The 18280-nt window shown below is 72.1% G+C and carries 12 protein-coding genes; 7 read left to right on the forward strand and 5 right to left on the reverse strand.

From position 1 onward, the window contains the following. Positions 1-40: 40 nt before the first annotated feature. Positions 41-1558, reverse strand: a complete 1518-nt coding sequence (rpsA, locus tag ACZ4NB_RS12360) for a 30S ribosomal protein S1 (RefSeq protein ID WP_361320327.1) — start codon at positions 1556-1558, stop codon at positions 41-43. Between the two features lie 377 nt (positions 1559-1935). Between rpsA and ACZ4NB_RS12365 the strand changes: the two genes are divergently transcribed. Beyond that, the gene (locus ACZ4NB_RS12365) at positions 1936-2757 is read left to right on the forward strand and encodes a class I SAM-dependent methyltransferase (protein WP_467660621.1); all 822 of its coding nucleotides are present in this window, start codon (positions 1936-1938) and stop codon (positions 2755-2757) included. Between the two features lie 48 nt (positions 2758-2805). Further along, complete coding sequence (gene hrpB / locus ACZ4NB_RS12370; protein WP_467660623.1) at positions 2806-5397, forward strand: ATP-dependent helicase HrpB; 2592 nt, start codon at positions 2806-2808, stop codon at positions 5395-5397. On the opposite strand, the gene pgfA is transcribed toward hrpB, so the two are convergent. The 3 genes from pgfA to ACZ4NB_RS12385 all read right to left on the reverse strand — a co-directional run bounded on the left by pgfA (position 5384) and on the right by ACZ4NB_RS12385 (position 8572). After that, on the reverse strand, positions 5384-6382 hold the full coding sequence (gene pgfA, locus ACZ4NB_RS12375; RefSeq protein ID WP_467660625.1) for a cell envelope lipid trafficking protein PgfA: 999 nt from the start codon (positions 6380-6382) through the stop codon (positions 5384-5386). The two genes, hrpB and pgfA, sit on opposite strands and share 14 nt — an antisense overlap. A gap of 18 nt (positions 6383-6400) precedes the next feature. Continuing rightward, positions 6401-6535, reverse strand: a complete 135-nt coding sequence (locus ACZ4NB_RS12380) for an SPW_0924 family protein (protein ID WP_393492056.1) — start codon at positions 6533-6535, stop codon at positions 6401-6403. Between the two features lie 207 nt (positions 6536-6742). After that, a complete protein-coding gene (locus ACZ4NB_RS12385; RefSeq protein WP_467660627.1) occupies positions 6743-8572 on the reverse strand; it encodes a lytic transglycosylase domain-containing protein in 1830 nt (609 codons plus the stop codon). Positions 8573-8722: 150 nt separating this feature from the next. Here ACZ4NB_RS12385 and ACZ4NB_RS12390 point away from each other — a divergent pair, with 150 nt between their 5' ends. Further along, positions 8723-9622: a DUF4184 family protein gene (locus tag ACZ4NB_RS12390; RefSeq protein WP_467660629.1), complete on the forward strand. Its 900-nt coding sequence runs from the start codon at positions 8723-8725 to the stop codon at positions 9620-9622. 64 nt (positions 9623-9686) lie between these two features. Here ACZ4NB_RS12390 and polA read toward each other — a convergent pair whose 3' ends face one another. Next, on the reverse strand, positions 9687-12425 hold the full coding sequence (gene polA / locus ACZ4NB_RS12395) for a DNA polymerase I (protein ID WP_467660631.1): 2739 nt from the start codon (positions 12423-12425) through the stop codon (positions 9687-9689). Positions 12426-12642: 217 nt separating this feature from the next. Between polA and ACZ4NB_RS12400 the strand changes: the two genes are divergently transcribed. The 4 genes from ACZ4NB_RS12400 (at position 12643) to ACZ4NB_RS12415 (ending at position 18275) form a co-directional block, all read left to right on the forward strand. After that, positions 12643-14928 carry an FdhF/YdeP family oxidoreductase gene (locus tag ACZ4NB_RS12400; RefSeq protein ID WP_467660633.1) on the forward strand — a complete coding sequence of 762 codons (2286 nt, stop codon included), beginning with the start codon at positions 12643-12645 and terminating at the stop codon, positions 14926-14928. A 117-nt stretch (positions 14929-15045) separates the two neighbouring features. Then, positions 15046-15519 carry a PaaI family thioesterase gene (locus ACZ4NB_RS12405; RefSeq protein ID WP_467660635.1) on the forward strand — a complete coding sequence of 158 codons (474 nt, stop codon included), beginning with the start codon at positions 15046-15048 and terminating at the stop codon, positions 15517-15519. Between the two features lie 478 nt (positions 15520-15997). Continuing rightward, positions 15998-17218, forward strand: a complete 1221-nt coding sequence (locus tag ACZ4NB_RS12410; protein WP_467660853.1) for a branched-chain amino acid ABC transporter substrate-binding protein — start codon at positions 15998-16000, stop codon at positions 17216-17218. Positions 17219-17345: 127 nt separating this feature from the next. Further along, positions 17346-18275 (forward strand): branched-chain amino acid ABC transporter permease, encoded by a 930-nt coding sequence (locus tag ACZ4NB_RS12415; RefSeq protein ID WP_393492072.1) that lies wholly within the window; start codon positions 17346-17348, stop codon positions 18273-18275. The last annotated feature ends 5 nt before the right edge of the window (positions 18276-18280 follow it).

The following is an 18280-nucleotide window of genomic DNA, read 5'->3' on the forward strand; positions in this document are numbered from 1 at the left end:
AGTGCCTAGCAGCGGCGAACCGCTGCCTGTCGGCGCAAGCTCAGCTCTGGCCGCCGGCCAGCTTCTCGCGGAGCGCGGCGAGCGCCTCGTCCGACGCCAGGGCGCCGGAGTTGTCCGCCGACTCCGAGGAGTACGAGCCGCCACCGGCGTTGCCGCCGCCGGCCTGGCCGCCACCCTGCGCCGCCGGCGCCGCAGCGCCCTCGGCCGCAGCCTGCTCGTCGGCCTCGCGCGACTTGATGACCTGGGCCTGGTGCTGCTCGAAGCGCTGCTGCGCCTCGGCGTACTGGTTCTCCCACGCCTCGCGCTGGGTCTCGTAGCCCTCGAGCCAGTCGTTGGTCTCGGGGTCGAAGCCCTCGGGGTAGATGTAGTTGCCCTGGTCGTCGTAGGACGCGGCCATGCCGTACAGGGTCGGGTCGAACTCGACGGCCGACGGGTCGGCGCCGAAGGACTCGTTGGCCTGCTTCAGCGACAGCGAGATCCGGCGACGCTCAAGGTCGATGTCGATGACCTTGACGAAGATCTCGTCGTTGACCTGGACGACCTGCTCCGGGATCTCGACGTGGCGCTCGGCCAGCTCGGAGATGTGGACCAGGCCCTCGATGCCCTCGTCGACGCGCACGAACGCACCGAAGGGAACGAGCTTGGTGACCTTACCCGGGACGACCTGACCGATCTGGTGGGTCCGGGCGAACTGCTGCCACGGGTCTTCCTGGGTCGCCTTGAGCGACAGGGACACGCGCTCGCGGTCCATGTCGACGTCCAGGACCTCGACCGTGACCTCCTGGCCGACCTCGACGACCTCGGACGGGTGGTCGATGTGCTTCCAGGACAGCTCGGAGACGTGGACGAGACCGTCGACGCCACCCAGGTCCACGAAGGCACCGAAGTTGACGATGGAGGAGACGACGCCGGAGCGCACCTGACCCTTCTGGAGGGTGGTGAGGAAGGTCTGGCGGACCTCGCTCTGGGTCTGCTCCAGCCAGGCACGGCGGGACAGGACCACGTTGTTGCGGTTCTTGTCCAGCTCGATGATCTTGGCCTCGAGCTCCTTGCCCACGTAGGGCTGAAGGTCGCGGACGCGGCGCATCTCGACCAGGGAGGCCGGGAGGAAGCCACGGAGGCCGATGTCGAGGATGAGACCACCCTTGACGACCTCGATGACGGTACCGGTGACGATCCCGTCCTCTTCCTTGATCTTCTCGATGGTGCCCCAGGCACGCTCGTACTGGGCGCGCTTCTTCGAGAGGATCAGGCGGCCTTCCTTGTCCTCCTTCTGGAGAACAAGGGCTTCGATCTCGTCACCGACGGCGACGACCTCGTTGGGGTCGACGTCGTGCTTGATCGAGAGCTCGCGGCTCGGGATGACGCCTTCGGTCTTGTAACCGATGTCGAGCAGGACCTCGTCCCGGTCGACCTTCACGATGACGCCGTCGACGATGTCGCCGTCGTTGAAGTACTTGATCGTCTCGTCGATCGCGGCGAGGAAGGCTTCCTCGTTACCGATGTCGTTGACCGCAACCTGCGGGGTGGTGGCGGTGGTCTCGGTGCTGCTCGTCATGTGGGAAAGGGCTCCGGTACGGACATTGAAGTCGTAGGTACTGCTACGCCGAGAGCCCGTATCGCCTCTGCATAAGTCCGGACAGTGTCAGAGACGCTCTCTATCGGAGGTCCACAAATGCCGGAGCACCGGGAACATTCCGGAACGCCTCAAAACCGAGGGGTACATACAGATGCGAGCGCGGCCTGCTCCGTCTGAGGCGCGCAAGCCCGCAGCGCAACTTGTAGCATACGGGGGCAGCCGGACACGGTCAATGCGCGAACGCGCACACCCGGGACAGAACGCCCCAAAAACGGCACGCGCGATGTTCCGCGAGGTCGAACGGCCTCACAGTCCCTGCAGCCACAAGCAGAGCGAAGACTACGACGACGGGCGCGATGAACCAAGAGCACGAGCCGGAGGCGACCCGCCGTGACGCCTCGGACACCGAGAGCAGCCGCGCCAATCGGGGCTGGTGGGACCGCAACGCGGACGAGTATCAGAGCGAGCACGGAGCGTTCCTCGGGGACGACCGGTTCGTCTGGGGCCCCGAGGGACTCGACGAGGCGGATGCCGGGCTGCTCGGGCCGGCCGAGGGGCTGAAGGGGCTGCGGGTCCTGGAGGTCGGGGCCGGCGCCGCGCAGTGCTCGCGCTGGCTGGCGGCGCAGGGCGCGCGCCCGGTGGCGCTCGACCTCTCCCACCGGCAACTGCAGCACGCGCTGCGGATCGCCGAGGGCGCGGACGACGACGCCACCGCCCTGGTGGAGGCGGACGCCGGGGCGCTGCCGTTCCGTGACGGCAGCTTCGACCTGGCCTGTTCCGCCTACGGCGCGCTGCCGTTCGTCGCCGATCCGGTGCGGGTGCTGCGCGAGGTACGGCGGGTGCTGCGGCCCGGCGGCCGGTTCGTCTTCTCCGTCACCCACCCCATCCGCTGGGCCTTCCCCGACGAGCCGGGGCCCGAGGGGCTGTCGGTGGCGGCCTCGTACTTCGACCGCACGCCGTACGTGGAGCAGGACGGTACCGGCCGGGCGGTGTACGTCGAGCACCACCGGACGCTGGGCGACCGGGTGCGGGACGTGGTGGCGGGCGGGTTCCGACTGGTGGACCTCGTCGAGCCGGAATGGCCGGAGGGCAACACCCAGGAGTGGGGCGGCTGGTCGCCGCTGCGCGGGCAGCTGATCCCGGGGACGGCGATCTTCGTGTGCGTGGCAGAGGGGTAACGGGGGCACCCGGGCCGGTACGGGAGGCCGGGGCGGCAGACTGGGGGCGTGATCGCCCGTGACGCCCTCGCCCAGCTGCCCGTACGTACCGCGCTGCCCGCGCTGCGCGCCGCCCTGGAGGAGGCCGGTGCGGCGGTGCTGTGCGCCCCGCCGGGCACCGGCAAGACGACGCTGGTGCCGCTGGAGCTCGCGGGCCTGACCGGCGCGGGGCCCCGGCGGCGGGTGCTGGTCGCCGAGCCGCGGCGGATCGCGGCCCGGGCCGCGGCGCGGCGGATGGCCTGGCTGCTCGGCGAGAAGGCCGGTGACCAGGTCGGATTCACGGTGCGCGGGGAGCGGCGGGTCGGACCGCGTACCTGCGTGGAGGTGGTGACCACCGGTGTGCTGCTGCAGCGGCTGCAGCGCGATCCGGAGCTGGCCGGGGTCGATGTCGTGGTGCTCGACGAGTGTCACGAGCGGCATCTGGACGCCGACACCTGCGCGGCCTTCCTCCTGGACGTACGCGAGACGCTGCGGCCCGAGCTGCGGCTCGTGGCCGCGTCGGCGACGACCGACGCCGAGGGGTGGGCCCGTTTGCTGGGCGGCTCCCAGGGGGCGGCGCCGGTGGTCGAGGCGGCGGGCGTGTCGCACCCCGTGGAGGGGGTGTGGGCGCCGCCGGAGCGGCCGGTGCGGCCGGCGCACGGGATGCGGGTGGATCCGGCGCTGCTGACACATGTGGCGGGCGTGGTGCGGCGGGCGCTGCGCGAGCGGTCGGGTGACGTGCTGTGCTTCCTGCCGGGTGTCGGGGAGATCGGGCGGGTCGCCGGGGAGCTGGCCGGGGTGGACGCCGAGGTGCTGCAGGTGCACGGGCGGGCGCCGGCCGAGGTGCAGGACGCGGTGCTGGCGGGCGGTGTGGGCGGTCGCCGGGTGGTGCTGGCGACCTCCGTGGCGGAGTCCAGCCTGACCGTGCCGGGTGTGCGGGTGGTGGTGGACAGCGGGCTGGCGCGGGTGCCGCGGATGGATCACGCCCGCGGGCTGAGCGCGCTCACGACCGTACGGGCCTCCAGGGCGGCGGCCCGCCAGCGAGCGGGCCGGGCGGGGCGCGAGGCGCCGGGTGTGGTCTACCGCTGCTGGTCGCAGGGCGAGGACGGGCGGCTGCCGGCGTTCCCCGAGCCGGAGATCAAGGTGGCCGATCTGACCGCGTTCGCCCTGCAGGCGGCCTGCTGGGGCGATCCGGCGGCGAGTGGTCTGGCGCTGCTCGACGCACCGCCGGCCGGGGCGCTGGCCGCGGCGCGGGAGGTGCTGACGGCCATCGGCGCGGTGGACGAGGACGGCCGGGCGACGGAGCGGGGCACCCGGATGGCGCGGGTCGGACTGCATCCCCGGCTGGCGCGCGCCCTGCTGGACGGTGCGCCCGAGGTGGGCGTGCGGCGCGCCGCGGAGGTGGTGGCCCTGCTGAGCGAGGAGCCGCCGCGGGCGTACGGGGACGATCTGGCGGAGGCGTGGCGCAGCGCGCGGCGGGGCGGCGACGGGTACGCCGCCCGGTGGCGGCAGGAGGCGCGGCGGCTGGTGTCGGCGGGCGCTGAGCCGGGGACGGGCGGGGCGGTCGAGGCCGGTGCGCCGAAGGGCGGCGGCGCCGGTGCGCCGGCGTCCGACGACGCGGTCGCCGGTCTGATCGCCGCGCTGGCGTTCCCCGAGCGGGTGGCGCGGGCCCGCGGCGCCGGGAGCTATCTCATGGCGTCCGGGACCGGTGCCGAGCTGGCGGGCGCGGGGGCGGGGCCGCGGGCCGGCCGGGACGGCTCCCGGCTGCGGGACGCGGCGTGGCTGGCCGTCGCGGTGGCGGACCGGCCGGTGGCGGCGGTGTCGGCCCGGGTGCAGCTGGCGGCGGTGATCGACGAGGAGACCGCGCGTGCGGCGGCGCGGGCGCTGTACTCCTCGGGCGAGGAGGTGCACTGGTCGGACGGGGACGTGGTGGCCCGGCGGGTGACCCGGCTGGGCGCGATCGAGCTGGTGTCGCGGCCGCTGACCGCCCCCGGCGCACAGCTGCTGCGGGACGCGGTGGTGGCGGGGCTGCGGCGGGAGGGGCTCGGTCTGCTGCGGTGGTCGCCCGGCGCGGTCTCGCTGCGGCAGCGGATGGCGTTCGTGCACCGGGAGTTGGGGGCGCCGTGGCCCGATGTGTCGGACGCGGCGCTGCTGGCGCGGGTCGAGGACTGGCTCGGGGTCGAACTCGGGCGGGCACGGCGGCGGGCCGATCTGGAGCGGATCGACGCGGGGCAGGCGCTGGCGCGGCTGCTGCCCTGGGCGAGTGGCGACGCGGCCCGCTTCGACGAGCTGGCGCCGGAGCGGATCGAGGTGCCCAGCGGTTCGCGGGTGCGGGTGGACTACGGCGGCGAGCAGCCGGTGCTGGCCGTGAAGCTGCAGGAGCTGTTCGGCTGGCAGGAGTCGCCGCGGGTGGCCGGCGGGCGGGTGCCCGTACTGGTGCATCTGCTCTCCCCCGCGGGGCGCCCGGCCGCCGTCACCGCCGATCTCGCCTCCTTCTGGAGGGACGGATACCGCTCCGTGCGCGCCGAGTTGCGCGGCCGCTATCCCAAGCACCCCTGGCCGGAGGACCCGGCGACCGCGCAGCCGACCCGGCACACCACGGCGCGGCTCAAGCGGGGCTGAGCGGAGCCTCGGGCGCGGCGGGGGCCGCACGGTCGGTGGAGGCGGGCCGCCGGCCGCGGGCCTCAAGGTGCAGGCTCAGGGCGAGCAGCGCCGCGCCCAGGACCAGGAATCCCCAGGGCAGGTAGCTGGTGAGCAGCAGGACGAGGGTGCGCTGGGACGTCACCAGGGCGACGGTGGAGTCGACGTAGTCGGCGCGCATCTTCACATGGCCGGCGAAGGCGGTGACCCTGCCGCCGCCGGGCAGCAGATCGCCGCCGCGCAGCTCCTCCTTGTGGATCTCCTCGCCGTTGACCGGTGCGCCGGTGACCGGTTCGACCCAGAACATCCGCTTGGTGCTGTACCAGCGGGTGGTGCCCATCTTCGCGACGGCCTGCGGGGTGACGCCCTTGACCGGCATCTTCTTGGGGAGCGCGACCTTCGTCCAGGGGATGGTCTGCTCGAAGTAGTAGACCTCCAGGCCGCGGAAGGTGCGGGTCCCCTTGTAGTGGATGGGCGCCGAGGTGCGGGTCTGGGCGTCGAAGTAGGTGTAGTCGCGCTTCTCGGTGAGGAACGGCCACTTGTACTCGATGCCGTTGCGGCGCACCGGGTCGCCGTCGACCATCTCCCCGGTGGCGTGCACGGGTTCCTGGGAGTGGGCGTCGAAGATGTAGCGCTCGGGGATCTGGGAGACCGCCTTGCCGTCGGGGCCGGCGACGTAGGACAGCGCGTCCCAGACGACGACGTCGCGGCCGGCGGTCTTCTCGATGCGGTCGGAGGCGGCGACGTCGCCCTTGAGGGTCTGGACGATGGTGACCTTGGGGACCCGCTCGGCCTTCATCGTGCCGTAGTTGATGAGGGTGGCGGGCCTGGCCTCCAGGACCATGTCCTGGTACTGGCCCGGCGGGATCTTGGCGAGCCGCGGGAAGGCGTACCACCGCATCAGCGGGGACAGGGCGGTGAAGAAGACGGCGAAGGCGAGCAGTACCAGGCTGGCGGTGCGGCGCATGACGGCGGCCTCCCTCCCTCAGGGGTGCTCGGGGACGGTGGTCCGCAGCGGCTTGGGGGAGGTCGTGCCGCTGGGCGCGCCGATCGCCGTGAGGGTGAAGAGGAGAGCGAGCGCCGCGGCCAGTCCGATCGCGGCTGCTGTCAGGGCGCGCATGGCCGGCCTCCCGGGTTGCGGTGCGTGTCCGGGGGTGCTCCCGGATCCTCGACGGCGTCAGGGCGGGGGCACCGTAGCAACGGGCGGCCGAGATGAGAACACGTTTCACCCGCGGACGTGATGCGCCGCCGTCCCGCCCCGGACGGAGGGCGGAACGGCGGCGTGGGGCCGGGCGGTCGCCGGCCCGGTCCACGGGGCCGGCCGCGGCTATGCGCCGTCCGGTGCGGTGACCTTCAGCTCGACGGTGAGCACGGCGCCGTCCGCGGTGGTCAGCCGGAGCAGGAACGTCCCGGTGCGGGTGTCGGTGCAGATCTTCGGGAGCTTCAGCAGGCCGTCGGCGTCCGTGGTGAGCCCGGTGCGGGTGCGGACCGGCTTGCCCTTGTCGGCGCCGGTGGCCTCGGGGTCCTCGAAGTAGGGGCCCTGGTCGTTCTCCACGGGCTGGTCCGGGTCGTCGGTGACCATGGTCGCGGTGACCGGCACGCCCGCCGCGAGCTTGCCGTGGTACGTCGCCTTGACCTCGACCGCGCCGGCCGCGAACGCCTGGCCGGCGGTCGTCGTCAGCTCCTTGTCCGAGGTGCGCACGAGCTTGTCGGCCTTCGGCGCCGGCGCGGCCTTGACGGTGGCGCCGAAGGCGGCGGCGGGCACGGTGCGGCCGACGGCCGTCGCCCGGATGGTGAAGGCGCCCGTCTTGTCGCCCGCGTGCAGCGTGGGCGCGGTGGCCAGACCGTCCTTGCCGGTGGTGACGGTGACGACGGTCGCACCGCCGGGGAAGCGGACACCGGAGGGCGCGGGGAGGGTGAAGCGGACGGGGACGCCGGCGACCGGCTTGCCCGTCGCGTCCTCGGCCCGCACCCGCGGCGACGCGGCGAAGTCGGTGCCCGCGGTGGCGCTGACGTCCTTGTCGCCGACCCGCACCAGGGCGGTGAGCGGGGCGGGCTCGGTGGGCGGCTTGGGGGTGGGCTTCTGGGGGTCCTTGCCGCCCGGCGCGGGGTCGGTGCCGCCGGGCTCGGCGGGCTTGTGCGGCTTCGGCTGGGCGGGCTTGTGCGGCTTGGGCTCGGCAGGCCCGTCCGGTTTCGGCTCGGCAGGGCCGTTCGGCTTCGGCCCGGCGGGACGGTGGCCGGCGCCGGTGCTCCGGCCGTGGTCCTTGCCGGTACGGCCTTCGGTCCGGCCGCCGCCGTGCCCGCCGCCGGCGCCGCCCCGTTGGACGGGGAGGACGCCCTTGCCGTCCGGCACCTCATGGGTGCCGGTGCGGTAGAAGGCGTACCAGGACAGCACCGTCCGCAGATACTCCTCGGAGTCGTTGTAGCCGAGGATCGCGCGGTCGAGGTCCTGCCGGGTCGACAGATCGCGACCGGCGGCGCACAGGTACCGGCCGGCGGCGAGCGCCGCGTCGAAGACGTTGTGGGGGTCCTTCTTGCCGTCGCCGTTGCCGTCGGCGCCCCAACCGGTGCCGTCGGGGCCGCCGCTGGACCAGGTGGAGGGGATGAACTGCATCGGCCCGACGGCGCGGTCATGGGTGAGGTCGCCGTCGTAGCGGCCGCCGTCGGTGTCGGTGATCCGCGCGAAGCCGTGGCCGTTGAGCTGCGGGCCGAGGATCGGCTGGAGGGTGGTGCCCTCGGCGTCGACGGCTCCGCCGCGCGCCTGGCCGGATTCGACGTTGCCGATGCCGGCGAGCAGTTGCCAGGGCAGGCGGCAGCCCGGATCGGAGGCGTCGATCCGGGACTCGGCCTTCTTGTACGCGGCCAGCACGGTGGCGGGGATGCCGGCCTGGGCGGGGCCGGTGACGACGGGGCCGCCCTTGGGGCGGTGCGAACCGCTCGGCGGTACCGGGCCCTTGAGCGGCGGCAGGTCGGTGTAGTACGCCGAGCCGCCGTCGATGGGGGTGTCGGCCGGCGGCGGGGCCGGCTCCCGCTCCCCGGCGGCCGCGCTTTCGGTGGCGGCCGGCGCCTGAGAGGCCGTCAGGGCGGCGCACACCAGGGCCGCCACGGCCGTCGAGGCCGCTCCCCGGCCGAGCCGCCGTCGGAACGTGGCTGCCATACGTGGTCCCCTCCCTGTGCCCGACCCGCGTCACCGACGCGGTTCCGCGCCCCCCGGCGCGTCAACTCAGGCGACACTACGACAACTCGGGCCGGGCATCTACCACCGTCATCGGACACATAATGATCCGAATCGTTCAAGGAGACACTCATGCCGTTCACGCTCAGCCATGCCGCCGCCGTGCTCCCGGCCATCCGGCGGACCGGCGCGGGCCGTGGCCCGCTGGTCTCCTCGGCGCTCGTCGCGGGCTCGTTCGCACCGGACATGACGTACTACGCGGACACCGTGGTGCCGGGCGCCATGGAGTTCGGCGACGTCACCCACTCGCTGCCCGGCGTGCTGACGGTGGACGTCCTGGTCACCGCGGGGCTGGTCGGCGGCTGGCTGCTGCTGCGCGAGCCGGCGCTGGCGCTGCTGCCCCGGGCCTGGCGGGGCCGGACGCACACAGTGCTGCGGGGCCGTCCCTGGCGACCGCGCGGGCCCCGCGAACTCGCCGCGCTGGTGGGGTGGTTCATCGTCTCGGCGGTGCTCGGGGCGGCGACGCATGTCGTATGGGACGCCTTCACCCACCCGGGCCGCTGGGGCACCCGGCTGATACCCGTGCTGAACGACACCGTGGGCGGTCTGCCGGTGGCGACGTATGTGCAGTACGGCACCTCGGCGCTGGCGCTGGTGGCCATGGCGTGGTTCGGGTGGTCGGCGCTGCGGGACACGGGCGGGCCCGCGGGCGCCGTGGCCGCGGTGCCCGGCCCGGGCGCCGTGCCCCATCTGACCGTGCGGCTGCGGCTGCTGCTGACCGCGCCGCTCGCCCTGTGCGTACTGATCGGCGCGACACATCGGACCCTGCGGGCGCACGCCGTCTACGGCGACGCAGCGACCTGGCCGAACTACATCCCGACCGTGCTCTTCGGCGCCGGCGCGGGCCTCACTCTGGGGCTGCCGCTGTACGCCGTGGCCGTACGGCTGCTGCAGCGGCGGGCACGCCGGGCGCGGCCGGACGTGGGCGAGCGCGAGGGCGTGTCCGACCGGTCCGCGCGCGTCCGCGGCTGAGCCGTGGGCCCGGTGCGGGGGCGGGCCGAGCGGGGGCCGGAGCTTTTCCGGCCCCCGTGGTGGGTCAGTGCGCCGCCGACTCCCAGTCCTTGCCCGAGCCGACCGAGACGTCCAGCGGGGCGCGCAGTTCGACCGCCGCGGCCATCTCCCGGCGGAGCAGTTCCTCGACCTTCTCGCGTTCGCCGGGGGCCACCTCGACGACGATTTCGTCATGGACCTGGAGCAGCATCCGGGACCGGAGCTCGGCCGCCCGCAGCGCCGCGTCGACCCGCAGCATCGCGATCTTGACGATATCGGCGGCGGTGCCCTGGATCGGGGCGTTCAGCGCCATCCGCTCGGCCATTTCGCGGCGCTGGCGGTTGTCGCTGTTGAGGTCGGGCAGATAGCGGCGGCGCCCGAGCATCGTCTCCGTATAGCCGGTGGCGCGGGCCTCCTCCACGACGCGGCGGAGGTAGTCGCGCACCCCGCCGAACCGCTCGAAGTAGTTGTCCATCAGCTTGCGGGCCTCATCGGGCTGGATGCCCAGCTGCTGGGCGAGGCCGAAGGCCGACAGACCGTACGCCAGGCCGTAGGACATCGCCTTGATCTTGCGGCGCATCTCCGCGTCGACCTGGTCCGTGGCGACCGAGAAGACATGGGAGGCGACGGTGGTGTGCAGGTCCTCGCCGGAGGTGAATGCCTCGATCAGGCCCTCGTCCTCGGAGAGGTGGGCCATCACCCGCAGCTCGATCTGGCTGTAGTCGGCCGTCAGCAGGGACTCGAAGCCCTCGCCGACGACGAAGCCACGGCGGATCGCCCGGCCCTCGTCCGTACGCACCGGGATGTTCTGCAGATTGGGGTCCGTGGACGACAGCCGGCCGGTCGCGGCCACGGTCTGGTTGAAGGTGGTGTGGATCCGGCCGTCCCCGCCGATGGTCTTGATCAGCCCCTCGACCGTCGTGCGCAGCTTGGCCTGCTCGCGGTGGCGGAGCATGATCACCGGGAGTTCGTTCTCGGTCTGCGAGGCCAGCCAGGCCAGGGCGTCGGCATCGGTGGTGTAGCCGGTCTTGGTCTTCTTGGTCTTGGGCAGGCCCAACTCGCCGAAGAGGACCTCCTGCAGCTGCTTGGGCGAGCCCAGGTTGAACTCATGGCCCGCGGCGGCATGCGCCTCCTTCACGGCCTGCTGCACGGCGCCGGCGAACTGCTGCTCCATGCGCTCCAGCCAGCCCCGGTCGGCGGCGATACCGGCCCGCTCCATCCGGGCCAGCAGCTCGCTGGTCGGCAGCTCCACATCGCGCAGCAGCTCGGCCGCACCGACCTCCGCCAGCTTCGCCTCGAACGCCACGCCCAGATCGAGGACCGTACGCGCCTGCCCCATCAGGGCGTCCGCCTCGGCCTCCTCGTCCGCGCCGAACGCCAGCTGCCCGTCGCCGGCGGCCGCCGGGGCGAGATCGCGCCCCAGATACTCGATGGACAGGGCGTCCAGGGCGAAGGAACGGCGGCCGGGCTTGACCAGATAGGCGGCCAGCGCGGTGTCCATCGTGACGCCGTCGATGCGCCAGCCGTGCTCGCCGAAGACCCGCATCAGCCCCTTGGCGTTGTGCATCACCTTGGGGCGGGCCGCGTCCGCGCTCCAGGCGGCGAAGGCCCGCTCATCGGCCTCGTCCAGCTGGGCCGGGTCGAACCAGGCGGCCGGGCCGGCGGGGGCGGCCAGCGCCACCTCGGCGACGCTGCCGCTGCCCAGGCTCCAGACGTCGACGGTGGCCACACCCAGCGGGCCCGCGGCGTGCTCGGCCAGCCACCCGGCCAGCTCGCCGGTGCCCAGGACCGTGCCGTCCACCTCGACGCCGGCGGCCGGGGCGGCCTCTTCGACGGCCTCGGCGGCACCCGGGTCGACGGCGTGCAGCCGGTCGCGCAGGCCCTGGTTGCGGATCTCCAGGGCGTTGAGGAAGACCGTGAGCGCCTCGCGGTCGTATGCCTCGCGGACCAGCTCCTGCGGGCCGCAGGGCAGCTCGACGTCGCGCACCATCTCGGTCAGCCGGCGGTTGAGCTTCACCGCCTCCAGGTGCTCACGGAAGTTGGCGCCCGCCTTGCCCTTGACCTCCTCGGCGCGCTCCACCAGCTCCGCGAACGAACCGAACTGGTTGATCCACTTCGTGGCGGTCTTCTCGCCGACGCCCGGGATGCCGGGGAGGTTGTCGGACGGGTCACCGCGCAGCGCGGCGAAGTCCGGGTACTGGGCGGGGGTCAGGCCGTACTTCTCGAAGACCTTCTCCGGGGTGAAGCGGGTCAGCTCCGAGACGCCCTTGGTGGGGTAGAGGACCGTGACGTCGTCGGAGACCAGCTGGAAGGCGTCGCGGTCGCCGGTGACGATCGAGACCTCGAAGCCCTGCGCGGTGGCCTGCTCCGTGAGCGTGGCGATCACGTCGTCGGCCTCGAACCCCTCCACGGCGAAGCGCTTGACGTGCATCGCGTCGAGCAGCTCGCCGATCAGCTCGACCTGGCCCTTGAACTCGTCGGGGGTCTTGGAGCGGTTCGCCTTGTAGTCCGCGAACTCCGCCGACCGCCAGGTCTTGCGCGAGACGTCGAACGCCACCGCGAAGTGCGTGGGCGCCTCGTCGCGCAGAGTGTTCGCGAGCATCGACGCGAAGCCGTAGATCGCATTGGTCGGTTGTCCGGTGACGGTCGTGAAATTCTCCACGGGCAGGGCGAAGAACGCCCGATATGCCATGGAATGCCCGTCCATCAGAAGCAGGCGGGGACGACCGCCCGCCGCCGCCTCGGTGCCGGTCGCTTCGCTCTTCTTCGCTGCCTTTGCTGCCACGCCCCCGATCCTGCCACGCCCCACTGACAATCCCCGCCGCGGCGGCCCGGCCCCCGGCCGCACACCGCCCCGCCCGCACCGCGAAAACGCGGGCCCCGCGCCGCCCGCGCCCGCCCCTACGCCGCCGGCCCCGGTCCGTGACAGGATCTGATGCGCACCGCAACGATCCGCCGCCAGGGCGGAGCGAGCACCACCTCACGGCTCAAGGGAGAGCGCCATGGCAGGCAAGCCGCCCGCGTCGGACCCCGTCCAGGACGCACCCAAGGTCAGCGAACCCCAGCACTCCGCCGTCGGCCTGCCCGCCATCACCCACGCCCTGCGGATCTCCCAGCAGCAGATGGGCGTGCGCCGCACCGCCCTGACCCTCCTGCGCGTCAACCAGCCCGACGGCTTCGACTGCCCCGGATGCGCCTGGCCCGAGCCCGACAAGACCCACGCCGCCGAGTTCTGCGAGAACGGCGCCAAGGCCGTCGCCGAAGAGGCCACCCTGCGTCGGGTCACCCCGGACTTCTTCGCCGCGCACCCCGTCACCGACCTCGCCACCCGCAGCGGCTACTGGCTCGGCCAGCAGGGCCGCCTCACCCACCCCATGTACCTGGCCGAGGGCGCCGACCACTACGTCCCCGTCCCCTGGGAGCGGGCCTTCGACCTCATCGGCGAGGAACTGACCGCCCTGGACTCCCCCGACGAGGCCGTCTTCTACACCTCCGGGCGCACCAGCAACGAGGCCGCCTTCCTCTACCAGCTCTTCGCCCGCGAGTTCGGCACCAACAACCTCCCCGACTGCTCCAACATGTGCCACGAGTCGTCCGGCTCCGCCCTGACGGAGACCATCGGCATCGGCAAGGGCAGCGTGCTGCTGGAGGACCTCTACAAGGCCGACCTGATCATCGTCGCCGGCCAGAACCCGGGCACCAACCACCCCCGGATGCTCACCGCCCTGGAGAAGGCCAAGGCCGGCGGCGCGAAGATCATCTCGATCAATCCGCTGCCCGAAGCCGGACTGGAGCGCTTCAAGAACCCCCAGACCCCCCGCGGCCTGGCGGGCGGCGGCACCGCCCTGACCGACCTGTTCCTCCAGGTGCGCCTCGGCGGCGACCAGGCGCTCTTCCGCGCCCTCAACCGCCTGATCCTGGCCGCCGACGGCGCCGTCGACGAGGACTTCATCCGCGAACACACCCACGGTTTCGAGGAGTTCGCGCAGCTGGCGCGGGCCGACGACGACTGGGACGAGACGCTGCGGGCCACCGGCCTGACCCGCGAGGAGATCGAGCGCGCACTGACCATGGTCCTGGCCTCCGAGCGCACGATCGTGTGCTGGGCGATGGGCCTGACCCAGCACAAGCACTCCGTCCCCACCATCCAGGAGGTCGTCAACTTCCTTCTGCTGCGCGGCAACATCGGCCGCCCCGGTGCCGGCGTGTGCCCCGTACGCGGCCACAGCAACGTCCAGGGCGACCGCACCATGGGCATCTTCGAGCGGCCCGCGCCCGCCTTCCTCGACGCCCTGGAGAAGGAGTTCGGCTTCGCGCCGCCCCGGGAGCACGGCCTCGACGTCGTCCGTGCCATCCATGCGCTGCGCGACGGCCGGGCCAAGGTGTTCTTCGCGATGGGCGGCAACTTCGTCGCCGCGACGCCCGATACGGATGTCACCGAGGCCGCGATGCGCCGCGCCCGGCTGACCGTCCACGTCTCCACCAAGCTCAACCGCTCGCACGTGATCACCGGCGCCCGCGCGCTGATCCTGCCCACCCTGGGCCGCACCGAACGCGATCTGCAGGAGAGCGGCGAGCAGTTCGTGACCGTCGAGGACTCCATGGGCATGGTGCACTCCTCCCGCGGCCGGCTGGCACCCGCGAGCCCCCACCTGCTGTCCGAGCCGGCCATCGTCGCCCGCCTGGCCCGCCGCGTCCTCGGCGACGCCAGCCGCACCCCGTGGGAGAAGTTCGAGCAGGACTACGCGGCGATCCGCGACCGGATCGCCCATGTCATCCCGGGCTTCGAGGACTTCAACACCAAGGTCGCCCGCCCCGGAGGCTTCGCCCTGCCGCACGCCCCCCGGGACAGCCGCACCTTCCCCACCGCCACCGGCAAGGCCAACTTCACCGCCGCGCCCGTCTCCTACCCCACCGTCCCCGAAGGACGGCTGCTGCTCCAGACGCTGCGCTCCCACGACCAGTACAACACCACCGTCTACGGCCTCGACGACCGCTACCGCGGCATCAAGAACGGCCGCCGCGTGGTGCTCCTGCACCCCGACGACGCCCGCGAACGGGGCCTGGCCGACGGGGACTACACCGACCTCGTCAGCGAATGGACCGACGGCAGCGAGCGGCGGGCGCCCGGCTTCCGCGTCGTGCACTACCCCACCGCCCGCGGCTGCGCGGCCGCCTACTACCCCGAGACCAACGTCCTGATCCCGCTCGACCACACCGCCGACACCAGCAACACCCCTGCCTCCAAGTCCGTGGTCATCCGCCTGGAGACCCCCCACGAGCACTGACCGCCACCAGGCCGCCACCGGCAGCGGACGGCCCCCGCGCTGAGCGCCCGCTCAGCGGCCTGATAGGAACAGGCACGGATCGATGACGATCACGGGCGAGCGAACGGAGCCGTAAGCATGGGCGAGCAGCACACCACGAAGTTTCCGCAGCAGATCCTCGACCAGTGGGCGGGCCTCGGCATCGACCTGCCCGGCCTCTTCTCCGCCGGACACCTCGGCGAGCGGATGAGCGTGCAGGTCATCGAGGCGGCGCCGGAGCGCGTCGTGGGCACCATGCCCGTCGAGGGCAACACCCAGCCCTACGGCCTGCTGCACGGCGGCGCCTCCGCCGTCCTGGCCGAGACCCTCGGCTCCGTCGGCTCGATGCTGCACGGCGGCCCCACCAAGGCCGCCGTCGGCGTCGACCTCAACTGCACCCACCACCGCGGAGTCCGCTCCGGACTGGTCACCGGCGTCGCCACCCCCGTACACCGCGGCCGCTCCACCGCCACCTACGAAATCGTGATCACCGACGAGCACGACAAGCGGGTCTGCACCGCCCGCCTGACCTGCCTGCTGCGCGACGTCGACACCGACACCTACCGCGGCTGACCAAAAACGGACGGCACAGCGCCGCCCTCCACCACGGCCCCGCCCCCCTTGGGAGCGGGGCCGTTCCCGTATCCGTAACACTGAGTAACATCCGTGCAATCCCGCCCCAACCCGCGCACCGGGTGAACGGCCGAGCGCGCCCCCGCCGCGCCCACCGCGTCCGATACCCGGACGCAATACCGACACCCCGGTTCAGATTCACCCACGGAAGTGCAAGTTCATCCTCCGCGCCGCGTCCGCCCCGGCTGTAAGGAGCATGAGACCGAAACGCTCGTAGCCGGTCATAACAAGAGCGTCACATCCTGCTCAGCGCCTCTGCCGGGCCGACGAACACCGCTCTAGAGTCACCGCCAGTCACCGCGCCCCCGGGCTCACTGTGAGGACGGACATCCCTGTACCACTTACAGCCCGGTGGCGAAACGGCCACGCGACAGCCATGGCCGCGCCAGGGAAAGGACTGATCGTGCGTCACCGTTCCTTGCTCATCCTCACCACCGCAGTCACCGCAGGCGCCCTCACGCTCTCCGCGTGCGGCTCCCGCGGCGACAACAAGAGCGGCGACGGCTCCAAGACGACCGTCGTCATCGGCCTCGACGCCCCCACCACGGGCGAGCTCTCCGCGCTCGGCCTGGGCATCCGCAACTCCGCCCAGCTCGCCATCGACAACGCCAACAAGGCCGGCGAGGTCAAGGGCGTCACCTTCAAACTCGAAGCCCTCGACGACAAGGCCCTGCCCAACGTCGGCCAGCAGAACACCACCAAGCTCGCCGGCGACAAGGACGTCCTCGGCATCGTCGGCCCGCTCAACTCCGGCGTCGCCCAGTCCATGCAGCAGGTCTCCAAGCAGAACGACCTCACCCTGATCTCCCCGGCGAACACCACGCCCGACCTCACCCAGGGCCCCGACTGGCGCAAGGACAAGCGCGTCCGCCAGTTCCCCACGTACTTCCGCACCGCCACCACCGACGAGGTGCAGGGCGCCTTCGACGGGCAGTACGCCTTCGAGAAGATGAAGGTCAAGAAGGTCTACGTCATCGACGACCAGAAGACCTACGGCGTCGGCCTGGCCTCCTCCTTCAAGGACCAGTTCACCAAGCTCGGCGGCAAGATCGTCGGCACCGAGCACGTCAGCCCCGAGGACCGCGACTTCAAGGCCGTCGTCTCCAAGGTCAAGTCCGCCAAGCCCGACCTGGTCTTCTACGGCGGCGAATACCCCGCCTCCGGCCCCCTCAGCCAGCAGCTCAAGGACGGCGGCGTCACCGTCCCCCTCATGGGCGGCGACGGCATGTACAGCGGCGACTACATCAAGCTCAACAAGAAGGCGCAGGGCGACTACGCCTCCTCCGTCGGCAAGCCCGTCGAAGAACTCCCCTCCGCCAAGAAGTTCATCGCCGACTACAAGGCGGCCGGCTTCAAGGAGGCATACGAGGCGTACGGCGGCTCCACCTACGACGCCACCTGGGCCCTCATCCAGGCCGTCAAGGCCGTCGTCGAAGGCAACGACGGCAAGCTCCCCGACGACGCCCGCAAGCAGGTCTCCAAGGCCATGAACAAGGTCAGCTTCGACGGCGTCACCGGCTCCGTCGCCTTCGACAAGTACGGCGACACCACCAACACCATGATCACCGCCTACCAGGTCGACAAGGGCAAGTGGGCCTCCCGCTTCAGCGCCGAATTCAAGAAGTTCGACAAGAGCTGACCGACCTGACACACCGCTGCACGCACCACCCCGGGCCGCGCCAGGACGCCACGAACGACCCTGGCGCGGCCCGTGGCACACCGGGACACCCCGGCATCCCCTCACTCCCACACAACGGAGGCCTGCGGTGAGCGAACTGCCGCAACAGCTGGCCAACGGACTCATCCTCGGCGCGATGTACGGTCTCATCGCGATCGGCTACACGATGGTCTACGGAATCGTCCAGCTCATCAACTTCGCCCACGGCGAGATCTTCATGGTCGGCGGCTTCGGCGCACTCAGCGTCTACCTCGCACTGCCCGCCGGAACCTCACTCGCCCTCGCCCTGCCGATCATGCTCCTCGGGGGCATCGCCGTATCCGTCCTCGTCGGCATCGCGGCCGAACGGTTCGCCTACCGACCGCTGCGCGGCGCACCCCGCCTCGCCCCCCTCATCACCGCCATCGGCCTGTCCATAGCCCTCCAGCAAGCCATCTGGAAGTGGTACCCCGACGGCAAGCAGGCCCGGGTCTTCCCCCAGTTCAAGGGCCACTCCTTCGAGATCCTGGGCGCCACCGTCCAGCGCGGCGACATCTTCGTCCTCATCGCCGCCCCCGCCTGCATGATCGCCCTCGGCTTCTTCGTCGCCAAAACCCGCAGCGGCCGCGCCATGCAGGCCACCGCCCAGGACCCCGACACCGCCAAGCTCATGGGCATCAACACCGACCGGATCATCGTCCTCGCCTTCGCCATCGGCGCCGCCTTCGCCGGCGTCGCCGCCGTCGCCTACGGGCTGCGCACCGGCGAGGTCCAGTTCCGCATGGGCTTCATCATGGGCCTCAAGGCCTTCACCGCGGCCGTCCTCGGCGGCATCGGCAACATCTACGGAGCCATGCTCGGCGGCGTCGTCCTCGGCATCGCCGAAGCCCTCGCCACCGCCTACATCGAAGAGATCCCCGGCATGCAGCAATTCGGCGGCGGAGCCTGGAAGGACGTCTGGGCCTTCGTGCTCCTCATCCTCGTACTCCTCCTGAGACCACAGGGCCTCCTGGGCGAACGCGTCGCGGATCGGGCGTGATAACG

The organism is Streptomyces sp. NPDC026575, from assembly GCF_055567415.1.

What these genes read in the sequence shown, in the direction of transcription:
- ACZ4NB_RS12380 (WP_393492056.1), bottom strand. Translation starts at nt 6,535, where the DNA reads ATGCGCGCCCTGACAGCAGCCGCGATCGGACTGGCCGCGGCGCTCGCT.
- pgfA (WP_467660625.1), bottom strand. Translation starts at nt 6,382, where the DNA reads ATGCGCCGCACCGCCAGCCTGGTACTGCTCGCCTTCGCCGTCTTCTTC.
- rpsA (WP_361320327.1), bottom strand. Translation starts at nt 1,558, where the DNA reads ATGACGAGCAGCACCGAGACCACCGCCACCACCCCGCAGGTTGCGGTC.
- ACZ4NB_RS12385 (WP_467660627.1), bottom strand. Translation starts at nt 8,572, where the DNA reads ATGGCAGCCACGTTCCGACGGCGGCTCGGCCGGGGAGCGGCCTCGACG.
- ACZ4NB_RS12390 (WP_467660629.1), top strand. Translation starts at nt 8,723, where the DNA reads ATGCCGTTCACGCTCAGCCATGCCGCCGCCGTGCTCCCGGCCATCCGG.
- ACZ4NB_RS12405 (WP_467660635.1), top strand. Translation starts at nt 15,046, where the DNA reads ATGGGCGAGCAGCACACCACGAAGTTTCCGCAGCAGATCCTCGACCAG.
- ACZ4NB_RS12365 (WP_467660621.1), top strand. Translation starts at nt 1,936, where the DNA reads ATGAACCAAGAGCACGAGCCGGAGGCGACCCGCCGTGACGCCTCGGAC.
- ACZ4NB_RS12400 (WP_467660633.1), top strand. Translation starts at nt 12,643, where the DNA reads ATGGCAGGCAAGCCGCCCGCGTCGGACCCCGTCCAGGACGCACCCAAG.